The sequence below is a fragment of the Mesorhizobium sp. M0478 genome, assembly GCF_040321305.1.
In the GTDB taxonomy this organism is placed as follows: domain Bacteria; phylum Pseudomonadota; class Alphaproteobacteria; order Rhizobiales; family Rhizobiaceae; genus Mesorhizobium.
In genome coordinates, this window is the sequence record NZ_JAMYRH010000003.1 from 359,702 (window position 1) to 371,895 (window position 12,194).

General features: G+C 63.3%; 15 protein-coding genes. 8 read left to right on the top strand and 7 right to left on the bottom strand.

Annotated elements, in window-relative coordinates; genetic code table 11:
• The first annotated feature begins 28 nt into the window (after positions 1-28).
• Both NKI64_RS09590 and NKI64_RS09595 read left to right on the top strand, forming a co-directional pair.
• Complete coding sequence (locus tag NKI64_RS09590; protein WP_023735672.1) at positions 29-1,408, top strand: aspartate aminotransferase family protein; 1,380 nt, start codon at positions 29-31, stop codon at positions 1,406-1,408.
• Between the two features lie 9 nt (positions 1,409-1,417).
• On the top strand, positions 1,418-2,521 hold the full coding sequence (locus tag NKI64_RS09595; RefSeq protein ID WP_023735673.1) for an alcohol dehydrogenase family protein: 1,104 nt from the start codon (positions 1,418-1,420) through the stop codon (positions 2,519-2,521).
• A 12-nt stretch (positions 2,522-2,533) separates the two neighbouring features.
• On the opposite strand, the gene NKI64_RS09600 is transcribed toward NKI64_RS09595, so the two are convergent.
• Positions 2,534-2,710 carry a hypothetical protein gene (locus tag NKI64_RS09600; RefSeq protein ID WP_023692240.1) on the bottom strand — a complete coding sequence of 59 codons (177 nt, stop codon included), beginning with the start codon at positions 2,708-2,710 and terminating at the stop codon, positions 2,534-2,536.
• Between the two features lie 177 nt (positions 2,711-2,887).
• Here NKI64_RS09600 and NKI64_RS09605 point away from each other — a divergent pair, with 177 nt between their 5' ends.
• From NKI64_RS09605 to NKI64_RS09630, 6 genes are read left to right on the top strand one after another with little or no spacing between them, the layout of a single operon-like run.
• Positions 2,888-3,559 carry an amino acid ABC transporter permease gene (locus NKI64_RS09605; protein ID WP_027050155.1) on the top strand — a complete coding sequence of 224 codons (672 nt, stop codon included), beginning with the start codon at positions 2,888-2,890 and terminating at the stop codon, positions 3,557-3,559.
• Positions 3,559-4,230 (top strand): amino acid ABC transporter permease, encoded by a 672-nt coding sequence (locus NKI64_RS09610; RefSeq protein WP_023667866.1) that lies wholly within the window; start codon positions 3,559-3,561, stop codon positions 4,228-4,230. The genes NKI64_RS09605 and NKI64_RS09610 overlap by 1 nt, the downstream gene beginning before the upstream one ends.
• 1 nt (position 4,231) lies before the next feature.
• On the top strand, positions 4,232-4,966 hold the full coding sequence (locus tag NKI64_RS09615) for an amino acid ABC transporter ATP-binding protein (RefSeq protein WP_023710015.1): 735 nt from the start codon (positions 4,232-4,234) through the stop codon (positions 4,964-4,966).
• A 2-nt stretch (positions 4,967-4,968) separates the two neighbouring features.
• On the top strand, positions 4,969-5,889 hold the full coding sequence (locus tag NKI64_RS09620; protein ID WP_023723327.1) for an isoaspartyl peptidase/L-asparaginase: 921 nt from the start codon (positions 4,969-4,971) through the stop codon (positions 5,887-5,889).
• Positions 5,890-5,906: 17 nt separating this feature from the next.
• The gene (locus NKI64_RS09625) at positions 5,907-6,698 is read left to right on the top strand and encodes a transporter substrate-binding domain-containing protein (RefSeq protein WP_352667746.1); all 792 of its coding nucleotides are present in this window, start codon (positions 5,907-5,909) and stop codon (positions 6,696-6,698) included.
• Positions 6,692-7,714 carry a LacI family DNA-binding transcriptional regulator gene (locus tag NKI64_RS09630; protein WP_023732245.1) on the top strand — a complete coding sequence of 341 codons (1,023 nt, stop codon included), beginning with the start codon at positions 6,692-6,694 and terminating at the stop codon, positions 7,712-7,714. The genes NKI64_RS09625 and NKI64_RS09630 overlap by 7 nt, the downstream gene beginning before the upstream one ends.
• Before the next feature lie 81 nt (positions 7,715-7,795).
• Here NKI64_RS09630 and NKI64_RS09635 read toward each other — a convergent pair whose 3' ends face one another.
• From NKI64_RS09635 to NKI64_RS09660, 6 genes are read right to left on the bottom strand one after another with little or no spacing between them, the layout of a single operon-like run.
• A complete protein-coding gene (locus tag NKI64_RS09635) occupies positions 7,796-9,055 on the bottom strand; it encodes an ABC transporter substrate-binding protein (RefSeq protein WP_023667861.1) in 1,260 nt (419 codons plus the stop codon).
• A gap of 36 nt (positions 9,056-9,091) precedes the next feature.
• Positions 9,092-9,520 carry a hypothetical protein gene (locus tag NKI64_RS09640; RefSeq protein WP_023667860.1) on the bottom strand — a complete coding sequence of 143 codons (429 nt, stop codon included), beginning with the start codon at positions 9,518-9,520 and terminating at the stop codon, positions 9,092-9,094.
• Positions 9,517-10,572 carry an aldo/keto reductase gene (locus NKI64_RS09645; protein ID WP_023667859.1) on the bottom strand — a complete coding sequence of 352 codons (1,056 nt, stop codon included), beginning with the start codon at positions 10,570-10,572 and terminating at the stop codon, positions 9,517-9,519. The genes NKI64_RS09640 and NKI64_RS09645 overlap by 4 nt, the downstream gene beginning before the upstream one ends.
• Positions 10,569-10,922: a TIGR04076 family protein gene (locus NKI64_RS09650; protein ID WP_023667858.1), complete on the bottom strand. Its 354-nt coding sequence runs from the start codon at positions 10,920-10,922 to the stop codon at positions 10,569-10,571. Before NKI64_RS09650 ends, NKI64_RS09645 begins: the two co-directional genes overlap by 4 nt.
• Positions 10,923-11,411: a DUF3830 family protein gene (locus NKI64_RS09655; RefSeq protein ID WP_023667857.1), complete on the bottom strand. Its 489-nt coding sequence runs from the start codon at positions 11,409-11,411 to the stop codon at positions 10,923-10,925. It abuts the gene before it with no gap.
• Between the two features lies 1 nt (position 11,412).
• On the bottom strand, positions 11,413-12,135 hold the full coding sequence (locus NKI64_RS09660; protein ID WP_023686960.1) for a GntR family transcriptional regulator: 723 nt from the start codon (positions 12,133-12,135) through the stop codon (positions 11,413-11,415).
• Positions 12,136-12,194: the final 59 nt, after the last annotated feature.

Below are 12,194 nucleotides of genomic sequence, written 5' to 3' on the forward strand. Positions count from 1 at the left end.
GTCCGGCCATCCCTCAAGGAATCAAAAAATGCTCGACCAATCCAACGAACTCAATGCCTGGGATCGCGACCACTTCTTCCATCCTTCGACCCATATGGGCACGCATGCGCGGGGTGAATCGCCGACCCGCATCATGGCCGGCGGCGAAGGCGTCACCGTCTGGGACAACAATGGCAGGAAGAGCATCGATGCCTTTGCCGGTCTCTATTGCGTCAATGTCGGCTATGGCCGCCAGAAGATCGCCGACGCGATCGCCACCCAGGCGAAGAACCTCGCCTACTACCACGCCTATGTCGGCCACGGGACCGAGGCCTCGATCACGCTGGCCAAGATGATCATCGACCGCGCGCCGAAGGGCATGTCGAGGGTCTATTTCGGCCTCTCGGGTTCGGATGCCAACGAGACCAACATCAAGCTGATCTGGTACTACAACAATGTGCTGGGACGGCCGGAGAAGAAGAAGATCATCTCGCGCTGGCGCGGCTATCACGGCTCGGGCGTGATGACGGGATCACTGACCGGGCTCGACCTGTTCCACAACGCTTTCGACCTGCCGCGCGCGCCGGTCCTGCACACGGAGGCGCCCTATTATTTCCGTCGCGCCGACCGCTCGATGAGCGAGGAGCAGTTCTCGCAGCATTGCGCCGACAAGCTTGAAGAGATGATCCTGGCCGAAGGTCCCGAAACCGTCGCCGCCTTCATCGGCGAGCCGATCCTCGGTACTGGCGGCATCGTGCCGCCGCCGGCCGGCTACTGGGAGAAGATCCAGGCGGTGCTGAAGAAGTATGACGTGCTGCTGGTCGCCGACGAGGTGGTGACGGGCTTCGGCCGTCTGGGCACCATGTTCGGCTCCGACCATTACGGCATCAAGCCAGACCTCATCACCATCGCCAAGGGGCTGACCTCGGCCTACGCGCCGCTGTCGGGCGTCATCGTTGCCGACAAGATGTGGCAGGTGCTGGTGCAGGGCTCCGACAAGCTCGGTTCGCTCGGCCATGGCTGGACCTATGCCGCGCATCCGATCTGCGTCGCCGCAGGTGTCGCCAATCTCGAACTGATCGACGAACTGGACCTGGTGACGAACGCCGGTGAGACCGGCGCTTATTTCCGCGCCGAACTGACAAAGGCTGTCGGCGGGCACAGACACGTCGGCGACGTGCGCGGCGATGGCATGCTGGCGGCGGTCGAATTTGTCGCCGACAAGGACGACCGGGTGTTCTTCGACGCCTCGCTCAAGATCGGGCCGCAAGTGGCGACAGCACTTGCCGCCAGCGGCGTCATCGGCCGCGCCATGCCGCAGGGCGACATACTAGGCTTCGCGCCGCCGCTCTGCCTGACGCATGAGGAAGCCGACATCGTCGTTTCGAAAACCGCCGATGCCGTCAACAGCGTGTTTTCCAATCTCTGAGATCGACCCATGAATGCCATGACCAAGACCCTCCCCGCCACCATGGCCGCCGTGCTGCTCACCGGGCATGGCGGACCGGAAAAGCTCGTCTATCGCAGCGATGTGAAAGTGCCTGTGCCTGCCGCCGGCGAGGTGCTGGTTAAGGTCAGCGCTTGCGGTATGAACAACACCGATGTCTGGGTACGCCAGGGCGCCTATGGCACGGAGGAGGACGCTGCCGCCGTGTCGACGTGGCGGCGGCAAGGCAACACGCTTACCTTCCCGCGCATCCAGGGCACCGACACGGTCGGCACCATCGCTGCCGTCGGCGAAGGCGTTTCCCCGGGCCGTATCGGCGAACGGGTAATGGTCGATTTTTCGATCTACAACCGCGACGACGATTCCCTCGCCGACATTGACTATATGGGGCACGGTCGCGACGGCGGGTACGCCGAGTACCAGACGGTGCCGGGCGAGAATGCGCATTTCGTCGATACTGACATGAGCGACGTCGAACTCGCCACCTTCTGCTGCGCCTACCTCACCGGCGAACAGATGCTGGAGCGCGCCGGGCTGAAAGCCGGCGAACGCGTGCTGGTCACCGGCGCCTCGGGCGGCGTCGGTTCCGGCATCGTGCAGCTGGCGCGGGCGCGCGGCGCCATTCCCTATGCGGTCGTCGGCAAGGGCAAGGAGCAGGCGGTGCGCGACATTGGCGCCGAAGCGGTCATTACCCGTGGGGTTGCCGATCTTCCCGCCGCCGTGAATGAAGCCACTGGCGACCAGCCGATCGATGTGGTCGCCGATCTCGTCGGCGGCGCGATCTTCAACGACCTGCTGCGCATCCTGCGACCTGAAGGCCGCTACACCACCGCTGGCGCCATCGCCGGCCCGGTCGTGCAGCTCGATCTCAGGACCATGTATCTCAAGCAGCTGCAACTGCACGGATCGAGCCAGGGCACGCGCGCCGACTTCCGCCGCATCATTGGATACATCGAAGCGAAGAAAATCCGGCCGCTGGTCGGCGGCGTCTACAGGCTCTCCGATTTCCACAAGGCGCAGGCCGACTTCATCGCCAAGGATTTCGTCGGCAAGCTGGTGGTTGTGCCGGACGCCATGTGGAACATCCGCGCATAACGGCTCCCAACGTCAGAGCGCGTCGTAAACGGCATCAATCAACACCTTGCGGCGTGGATCGACGTCGTCGAAACCCAGCATGCGGTTGGTGACGTAGCCGAATCCGACACCGGCGCCGGGATCGGCAAAATCGAGGGCGCCGCCCCCAGCCGCCATGGCCGAGGGATTGCGGCGACGCGCGGCTGGCATAGGCGGCGTCCTCGAGCTGAAAGCCGGCGGCGAATTGCCGGCGCTTGAGACATAGCGCGCATGAGGCGAACCGGAATCATCGCAACGAATGCAAGCCACAGGCGGCAACCAGACCCTGCATCTTGACAGACGAGGCGAAAGCCAAAAGAGTGAAACCGGTTTCACTGGGGACCGCCGGTGCATTTCGATCTGTCCATTCTGCTCCCGCATCTGGGTTTTCTGGCGCGCGGCGCCGAACTTACGGCGGCGGCTTGCGCGCTGTCGCTGGTGGGAAGCGTCGTCATGGGCGCGTTGGTGGCGATCGCACGCACCTCCGCCTCGGCACTGCTTCGACGGATCGCCTTCGTCTACGTCGATCTCTTCCGCAATGTGCCGTTCATCGTCCAGCTGTTCTTCTTCTATTACGGCCTGCCCGAGCTCGGCATTTACATCGACGCCTTCACCACCGGCGTCGTGGCGCTTTCCATTGCCGGCGGCGCCTATGCCTCCGACATCATTCGAGCCGGCATCCTCGCCATCGACCAGGGCATCATCGACGCCGCTGAAGTGAGCGGCCTGTCCAGGCGCAAGGTCTTTACCCGCATCGTGCTGCCGATTGCGCTGCGCACCTCCGTGCGACCGCTCGGATCCGTGCTCATCAACATGATCCTTACGTCCTCGATCCTCTCGACCATCACGCTCAACGAGCTCACCGGCTCAGCCCAGATCGTCGTCTCGCAGACCTATCGGCCCTTCGAGGTCTATGTGGTGCTGCTCTGTGCCTATGCGGCCCTGACCTATCTGGTCTCGCTGGGCGTCACCCTGCTCCACCGCCATCTCAATCGGGACATGATGGAGGCGGTCGACTGATGCGGTTCAGCGACTTCACCTCCTACGACCTGATCCTGCTGGCGCAAGGTCTCGGCACCAACATCGCGCTGTTTCTCGTCACCTCTCTGATCGGACTGCTGATTGGCCTGAGCTGGGCACTGGTGCGGTTCTACCGTGTGCCGGTTCTGGCCCAGGTCGTCACCTTCCTGTCGGAGCTGTTGAAGAACTCGCCGGTGTTGGTGCAGCTGTTCCTGGTGTTCTTCGGCCTGCCGGCCCTGCTGCATATAAGGGTGACGCCGGTCACCGCAGCGACCATCACTCTGTCGGCGAACACCGCGGCCTTCGTCTATGTCATCGCGGTCTCGGCGATCGAGTCGATCGAACGCGAGCAGGTCGAGGCCGCGCGTGTCTTCGGCCTGACCCGGTGGCAGGTCCTGCGCCATATCGTTTCGCCCCAGGCTGCCGCCTTCGCGGTCGGCCCGCTCGTCGCGCTGCTGGTCAACCAGCTTCAGGTGACGTCGCTGATTTCTGTCATCGGCGTCGTCGACCTGACCAAGATCGGCCACATCCTCAACATGCGCACCTTGAAGCCGTTCGTGGTCTGGACCGTCGTCGGGCTGCTCTACTATGGCGCGGCAAAGCTGGTCGCCCTGCTTGGCGAGCGTCTTGAAAACCGCCTGCGGGCGCACAGCGCCTGGCGGGGGCTTTAACATGCTCAAGATCGAAAACGTGCACAAAGCGTTCGGCGAGGTCACTGTGCTGGACGGCGTCGACCTGACGATCGCGCCCGGCGAAGTGGTCTCGATCCTCGGGTCGTCGGGGTCCGGCAAGTCGACACTGATCCGTTGCATCAACGGCCTCGAAAAGCTGAAGTCGGGCCGCATCACGGTCGACGATTTCGATGTCAGCAAGCCGAAGGAGCTGGCCGAGGCGCGCAAGCGCTCAGGCACCGTCTTCCAGCTGTTCAACCTCTATCCGCATATGAGCGCGCTTCAGAACATTACGCTCGCCCCGATCGAGGTGCTGAAGATGCCGCGCCCTGAGGCCGAGGCGCTGGCGCGCAAGCTGCTCGAGTCCGTCGGCCTCGCCGATCGGGCCAACGCCTACCCGGCGCAGTTGTCGGGCGGGCAGCGCCAGCGTGTCGGCATCTGCCGGGCGCTCGCCATGCAGCCGCGCTATCTGCTGCTCGATGAAGTCACCAGCGCGCTCGACCCGGAAATGACTTCCGAGGTGCTGGCCATCCTGGCAAAGCTCGCCGCGCAAGGCACGACGATGCTGTTCGTCACCCACGAGATCGAATTCGCGCGCGAGATTTCCAACCGCATCGTCTTCCTCGACAAGGGCAGGCTGGTGGTCGATCTGCCGACGGATCGTTTCTTCGCCGCGGACGGCGGCCGGGCGCAGCCGCGGGTTGCGCAGTTTCTCTCCAGGATGCGCAAGGACTAGGAATGCTGCTGTTAGCCAACAACGAAGCATGGCCGGGATTCGAGACCTCGGTGCAAATGCTGCGCGATGGCGCCGTCAGCCTGGACGCGATGGTTGCCGGCATCGGCATGGTGGAGAAAGAGGTCAAGGTTCGAAGCGTCGGCTATGGCGGCTGGCCGAACATGCTGGGCGAGATGGAGTTCGACGCCGGCGTCATGGATGGCAATACACGAGAGGTCGGTTCAGTCGGCGCCGTGCCAAGGACCTTGGCGGTCGCTGCCCTGGCGCACCAGGTGATGAAGCGCCTGCCGCATGTGATGCTGACCGGCGAAGGGGCGCGGCGCTTTGCCAGCGAAATCGGTTTTGCCGAAGACGAAGTCTTGTTCGAGGACTCTAAGCGCGTCTGGTGGGAGCGGCTGCAACAGGAACTCACACCGCAACAGCTGGCGAAATTCCCCGATATCGATCTGGCGCCGCTCAGCCGTACTATAACCGATCCCGAGCGCGTCCGCGACACCACCGTCTTCCTGTCGGCGGATGCGCGGCGCGGCATCCATGCCGCGACTTCGACCTCGGGCTGGGCCTGGAAATATCCGGGCCGGCTCGGCGATTCTCCCATTCCCGGCGCAGGCTTTTACGCCGACAGCCGCTATGGTGCGGCGGCGTGCACCCATACCGGCGAGATGACGATGCGCTGCACGACCGCGCGGACCGTCGTGCTGGCCATGAAGCTTGGCCGATCCTTGTCGGATGCGGTCGCGCTGGCGGTCGAGGAACTCGGTGAACTCGACACCGGCTTCCTAGCCGGCGTGGTCATCCACGCCGTCGACGCCGAGCAGAACCATGAGGTGGTGAATTTCAGATGCGAGGGCGAGGTCCGCTACTGGCTCTGGAAGGATTGCATGTCCGCACCCGAATTGCGGGCAGCAAAGCGTGTCACTTGAAAATAAGGAGAGGAACCATGAAGACCCTACTGCGTGCCTTCGCCGCGCTGGCCATCGTGGCCGGTTCGGCATTTCCAGCCCTTGCCGGCATGATTGACGACATCCGCTCACGCGGCACCATTCGCATCGGCGTATCGCTCGGCGGCGAGCCGATCGGCTTTCGCGATGCACAAAACAACCTTGTCGGCTACGATGTCGATGTCGCGACGCTGCTGGCGCAAAAGCTCGGTGTGCCGGTCGAGTTCGTCGACGTCTCGGGCGATGCGCGTATTTCCATGCTGGTGTCGGGACAGATCGATGTCGCGGTCGCAAACACCTCTGCAACGCTCGAGCGGGCCAAGACCGTCAACTTCACCATCCCCTACAACCGGGCCGGGCTGCGCGTCATCGTCCAGAAAGATGCCGGGATAACCGACCTCAAGGGGCTCGCCGGCAAGAAGGTTGTCGTCGGCCGCGGCACCACGGGCGAAACCTTCCTCAAGGCAGCCGTGCCGGACGCAGAGCTCGTTTATGTCGACCAGTTCGCGCCCGACGGGGTTCTGCAGCTGCAACAGAAGCGCGTCGATGCGGCGATCGAGGATTCCTCACTGCTCGATTACCTCGCAACCAAGACACCGAGCCTGGTGACGCTGCCTGGCCTCTATTCCAACGATCCGATCGGCATCGCGGTCGCCAAGGGCGATCCCGAATTCGTCCGCTGGCTCGACATGTTCGTGTCCGACTTCATCCAGTCGGGCACCTACGAGGCGACCTACAAGAAGTGGTGGGGGCCGGGCTCCAACCCGCCGGCGCTCAACCCGCTGTGGTGACACCCACTACCGGCAACCGATCGGCGCACACTCGAGGCGCCGTCGCAACGATCGCCGATGTCGCGCGGCTGGCAGGCGTGTCGCGTGCCGCGGCGAGCCGTGCGCTGTCGAGCGGACCGCGACCGGTCTCGGCGGACAAACGCGAACGTGTCGTGCAGGCCGCCGCGCAGCTCGGCTACAAACCCAATCTCCTGGCGCAAAGCCTGACCACCAAGACCGTCAATCTGGTTGCCGTCGTGGTCAACCACATTCACGACCTTTCAGATCTCGACCTGTTCGACCGTCTGCTCGACGCAATCCAGTCGATCGGCAAGCAGGTCATCCTCATCCGCATCGGCTCGGCGGAAGGGGTCGAGGATTTTCTGCGCAACGGCGTTGCCTATCATGTCGATGCCGCCGTGGTGTTCTCCGACTTTGCCGATGCAGCGACGGTGCGGCGCATGTTTCGCTCGGACCTGGTCATCATGCTGAACGGACTGCATGACGATCTGTCACCCACCGTCATTCCCGATGAAGGCGTCGGCATCGCCGAGGCCGTGGCGGATGCGGCGGCCAAGCGCGCGCGCACGGCCAGCCTGCTGACCGGCCGTTCGTCCTCGCGGGTCGAACAGCTGCGCATCGGCCACTACCTCGAAGCGTTCCGGCATCATGGAATTGAACTGCTGCAGACGGTCCAGGGAGACTATTCCTACGAGTCGGGCTATGCGGCAGCCGCCGGCCTGACGGGACGCGGCTGTCCCGATGCGGTCTTTTGTACGTCCGACGCGATGGCCATGGGTGTTCTGGATGTCTGCCGGGCGGATTTCCCCGACAACCGGCCCAGCCGCTTCCGCCTCTATGGCTTCGACAATGTGTCCCTGACCAATTTCGACGCCTACCCGATATCGTCAATCGGCTACGACAAATCAGACTATGTGGGTCATATCGTCGGCGCCCTCTCCAATCCGCAGGTCTTCATGCCCGGCCAGCCGCCTGTCGTTATATTGACCCGGCTGATTTCGCGCTTGACCGCGTAACTAGCGCCGATGTTGGACTGCTTGTCCGGCGTCGATCTCCCAGAGCTCGAACGGAGATCGCGCCGGACAATGTACCGGCGCCTACTGCAATTTCGCCTGCAGCGCGTTGACGTCGTCGGTTGTCATTTCACCGTCGGTCGTCACCTTGCCGTCGACGATCTTCCACAGCCGGAACGGACCGGTGATGTCGCCATATTTGTCGAAGCTGACCGGACCGATGACGCCTTCATAGCGGATCGGCCTGCCGTCCTTGATCAGGCCGAGCGCCTTGGCGAACTCGTCCTTGCCGGCATAGATCGGTGTGCCGGCAGGATCGACCGCCTTGTACATGGCATCCTTGATCTTGGCTGGATCCTCGGAGCCGGCAATGGCAATGGCGAGACCGACAATGGCGCCGGCATCATAGGAACGGTCGGCTGCCGGGTTCGACGGTTCGATGCCCGAAAACTCCTTGTAGTTTTTCAGGAAATAGTCGGTGGATGCCGTCGGGCTGGTGCCGGAAGAGGTACCATAGGCATCCTTCAGATAATCGGCGCCGACGGATTCGATGAAGTCCGGGCTGTTCATGCCGTCATTGAGCAGGAATTTCTGCACGCCGCCCTGCGATATCCAGGTGCGGGCGACCGTTGCGCCGTCGACCGGCGTGCTGACGAGGTAGAGTCCGTCCGGCTCGCCTCCCATCGCCGCCGTCACTTCCGAAGCATAGCTCGACTGCTTTTCATTATAGGGCGTGTCGGAGACGATGGTGCCGCCGAGCGCTTTGTAGGCACGCGAGAATTCGGCCACCATGTTGACGCCGAAGTCGTTGTTGACATGGATGATCGACAGTTTCTTGAAGCCCTTGTCGATGGCGTATTTGGCGGCGGCCACGCCTTGCAGCGCATCCGACGTGATGGTGCGGAAGAAGATGCCGTTGGTCTTGCCGTCGCGGCCAAGGGCGGTCAGCGTCGGCGAGGACGAAGCCGGCGACACCTGCACGATCTTGGCCGGCCCGGTGACCGAGGTCAAAATCGGGATCGACACCGAGGAGATGATGCCGCCGATGATCACCGGCACCTTCTTGACCTGTACCAGCTGGGTCGCGGCATCGACCGCGATATTGCCCTGGCTCTGGCTGTCGCGCGTGTCGGTTGCGAGATCGCAGCCGCGTACGCCACCGGCTTCATTGATGTCGCGGAAGGCCATTTCGACGGACTTCGCGCCGGCCTGGCCGTATTCGCCGGCCGGACCGGTGAGCTCCATGACCAGGCCGACGGTGATCTTGCAGTCCGCTGCGTGTGCGGCGCCGGCCATCGTCACGAGAGCCAGTGCTGTGGTGATTTGAAGTATCGTCTTCTTCATTGCCGTTCCCCTTTTCTTGTTTGAACTTTTGCCTGTTCAGCCTTCCGGCGCCTGCAGCCAGGTCTCATGCAGATGCCGCCATTCGACGCCGTTTGGTGCCGATGAACTGGTGGTGAAGACCGCACTGGACTGCCGGCGACTGTGTTTGCCGGCGCGCAGTTGCGCCTCGATGTAGAAGATGACGATCGTGTCCGCGTCCTGCCAACCCGGCCTGATGTCCTCGATCGATATGGCAAAACCGTCGTCGCAAGTGGCGCGGCTTGTCCGGACATGATCTACGACCGCGTCGCGATCGAGGATCTGGCCATTCGGCGCCACCATGGTGAGGCCTTCGCCCATGACAGCCTCGAAGCGGCCGAACTCCACAGCGTCGGCTCGCGCGGCGACAAACCAGTCGACGAAGAAGCGATGCAGGTCGATGATTTCAGCGCTGGCACGCGAAAAAAGGGAAGGCTCTCCGCTCATTTCTTCCCCGCATTGAGGTTGTAATGCATGATCGAGCCGTGGCGGCCATGACGGTCGCGCTCCAGCGCGTAGACATCGCCCGCGAGGCCGGTGCCTTGTGCGATGGCGGCAGCAATCCGCGCGCGATCGTCGGCGTCGAGCGCGACGTCCATGATTTTCGTATTGGCCAGCGCATGTGCCTGGTTGCGCGCACCCACAATGACGGCCGCGACCTGCGGCTGCTCGAGCACCCATGCCGAGGCGATGGTGGCAATGTCGACGCCGTGGCGATCGCCGACCGCTTTCAGCGCCTTGAGCAGGGACTGGAACAGCTCCCAGCCGCCGAAGTCGTCGATGATCAGCTTGTATTTGACCAGCGAGCGGTTTTCGAGCGGCGTGGAGGGCTCGGCCACGCCAAGCCATTTGTCGCTGAGGAAGCCGCCCGCCACCGAGCCGTAGCAGAGGAAGCGGACACCGTTCTTAGCGGCAAGGCCCGCAAGGCTGTTTGCCGGCCGCTGGTCGAGCACTGAATATTGCAGTTGCTGGCTGACCAGCGGGATGCCCGCGGAGAGGATTTCGGCTAGCCTCGGCGTATCGAAATTGGTGGTGCCGAGATTGCGCACCTTGCCTTCCAGCCGAAGCTCGTCGAGCCAACCCATCGCCTCGACGTAACGAGGCTGGTCATAATCCCACCAGTGAAACTGCACGAGGTCGATCCGCTCGGTCTTGAGCCTGCGAAGCGACTGATCGACGATGCCCCTGATGTAGTCGCGGCTGATGCCTGCCAGTCGTTCGAGGTCCGGCACCAGCTTGGTGTGCACCTTCATCCTGGCCGCGACATCGAGACCGCGCTCGCCGGCCAGCCGCAGGCGCGCGGCGCCGATCAGTTCCTCGACGCCGGTGTAGATGTCGGCGCAGTCATAGGTCCAGATGCCGGCATCGAAAGTGGCGATGAGGTCGGTCACCGCCTGGCTGCGGTCGACGGCGCCATGCCCGCCGGCCAGCTGCCAGCCACCGCGGATGACTCGCGAGATCCCATAGCCGGGGCTGAGTTCGATGGTCCTGGCGGTCATCCCTTGTCGGTCTCCTTCGGCAGCGGCACGGCCGTGGTTTCGGCATGGCTGAACCGCCGCTTGGCAAGCCTGACGATGCGGAGCCGGCTGGCGCAATTGGGATCGGGACAGGCGATCTCGGCATCCGAGGTCATCCAGTCATTTGCATGCGTCGGGCGCTGCTTTGCCGCCAGGAGCGGCAACACGGCCGAGATCGAATAGATCGAAAAACCCTGCCCTGCCGGCAGCGAGAGCATTTCGCCCTTGAGTTCGAAATAGTCGCCGGCCCTGGCGCCGCAATAGACCGGCTTGCCCTCGGGGATGACCGCTTCGACGCGCAGATCGAAGAGTTCGAAACTGTCGTCGGCCATTCAGGCCTCCACCAGGCTGAAGGTGATGTCACAGGCGCCGTTGCGGCGGATGACGCCGCAGGCGGCGGCAAACTGATCGCGCTCTCCGGCAAGCACTTGCGCGACCACGCTGCCGGCCAGCCAGCCGATCGGGAACAGCAGCCGCGCCCCCTGCCCGTAGTACAGGCCGATATCGAAGATGGCATTGGGATTGCCGCCCCACACGCGTGGCGGCACATAGGACAGCACGATATCGCCGGGCTGCGGCGTCAGCGTTGCATTCTCCGGTGGCAAAGACTGGGCATAGGCCTGGCCGTGGAGATCGGCTGACGGAACCGGGCACGAGATTTCCGGTCCTGTCCACATCGCATGGATGCCTGGGATGATGCGTGGCTGCGCCAGATACGCCAGCAGGAAGGCGGCATTCTCCGGCGCCTTTTCGGGCAATAGCAGCGCCGTCACGGAAAGCTTCGAGCGTGGTTCTGTGATGCCGATGGCGGGCTTGGGCATGTCAGTCCTTCGCCGATTGAAGTTTGTCGCGCAGGAAGGCGAAGGGGCGGCTGATGTCGGCTACCAGCGCCTCGCGCGCCGCTTGCGCATCCTGTTTGGCAAGTGCCGCGACAATTCGACGATGATAGTGGGCGGTATCAACCTCGCCTGCCTCGGAGAAGGCATAGATGGCGACGCGGATGCAGGGACCCGATTGAAGCCAGAGGCTTTCGATCATCGGGATCAGCACAGCCGAGCCGCAGCAGCGGTAGATCTCAAAATGGAAGCTCTGGTTGAGCGTCGCTTCGCGATCGATATCCTTCTTGTGCTTCAGGGCCCGCATCTCGTCCCACTCGCCCAGCATGGCTTCGATCGATGCGATCTGGCGCGGGCTCATGCGCCTGGCGGCAAGCGCTATCGCTTCGCCTTCGATGAGGGAGCGGGCACGCAGGAGGTCGTCGATGCGCTCCAGCGTGATCGGCGGCACGCGCACGGAACGGTTGGGCAGCGCCTCCAGCGCCTTTTCCGTGATCAGCCGGCCGAGCGCTTCGCGTACCGGCATGGTCGAGGTGACCAGCGCATCGGCAAGACCACGGATGGTCAGCACCTGGTTTGGCTCGAAAAGGCCACCGATCAGAGCACGGCGCAACTCGGAATAGACGCGATCCTGCACCGTCTCGCGGCCGACCGGCGTAAGCTGGGCTGCGATCGTCTCGTTGTTCTTTTCGATGGCAGCCTTCTGCATTACCGGCATTTGCCCCGTTTTCGGCTTGCGAATGAAATTAAAGCCGAATAGCGTGATCA

Bases quoted from the DNA above. Each gene is read 5' to 3' on its own strand.
- NKI64_RS09590 (WP_023735672.1), top strand. From the start codon at position 29: ATGCTCGACCAATCCAACGAACTCAATGCCTGGGATCGCGACCACTTC.
- NKI64_RS09595 (WP_023735673.1), top strand. From the start codon at position 1,418: ATGAATGCCATGACCAAGACCCTCCCCGCCACCATGGCCGCCGTGCTG.
- NKI64_RS09600 (WP_023692240.1), bottom strand. From the start codon at position 2,710: ATGCCAGCCGCGCGTCGCCGCAATCCCTCGGCCATGGCGGCTGGGGGC.
- NKI64_RS09610 (WP_023667866.1), top strand. From the start codon at position 3,559: ATGCGGTTCAGCGACTTCACCTCCTACGACCTGATCCTGCTGGCGCAA.
- NKI64_RS09615 (WP_023710015.1), top strand. From the start codon at position 4,232: ATGCTCAAGATCGAAAACGTGCACAAAGCGTTCGGCGAGGTCACTGTG.
- NKI64_RS09620 (WP_023723327.1), top strand. From the start codon at position 4,969: ATGCTGCTGTTAGCCAACAACGAAGCATGGCCGGGATTCGAGACCTCG.
- NKI64_RS09625 (WP_352667746.1), top strand. From the start codon at position 5,907: ATGAAGACCCTACTGCGTGCCTTCGCCGCGCTGGCCATCGTGGCCGGT.
- NKI64_RS09635 (WP_023667861.1), bottom strand. From the start codon at position 9,055: ATGAAGAAGACGATACTTCAAATCACCACAGCACTGGCTCTCGTGACG.
- NKI64_RS09640 (WP_023667860.1), bottom strand. From the start codon at position 9,520: ATGAGCGGAGAGCCTTCCCTTTTTTCGCGTGCCAGCGCTGAAATCATC.
- NKI64_RS09645 (WP_023667859.1), bottom strand. From the start codon at position 10,572: ATGACCGCCAGGACCATCGAACTCAGCCCCGGCTATGGGATCTCGCGA.
- NKI64_RS09650 (WP_023667858.1), bottom strand. From the start codon at position 10,922: ATGGCCGACGACAGTTTCGAACTCTTCGATCTGCGCGTCGAAGCGGTC.
- NKI64_RS09655 (WP_023667857.1), bottom strand. From the start codon at position 11,411: ATGCCCAAGCCCGCCATCGGCATCACAGAACCACGCTCGAAGCTTTCC.
- NKI64_RS09660 (WP_023686960.1), bottom strand. From the start codon at position 12,135: ATGCAGAAGGCTGCCATCGAAAAGAACAACGAGACGATCGCAGCCCAG.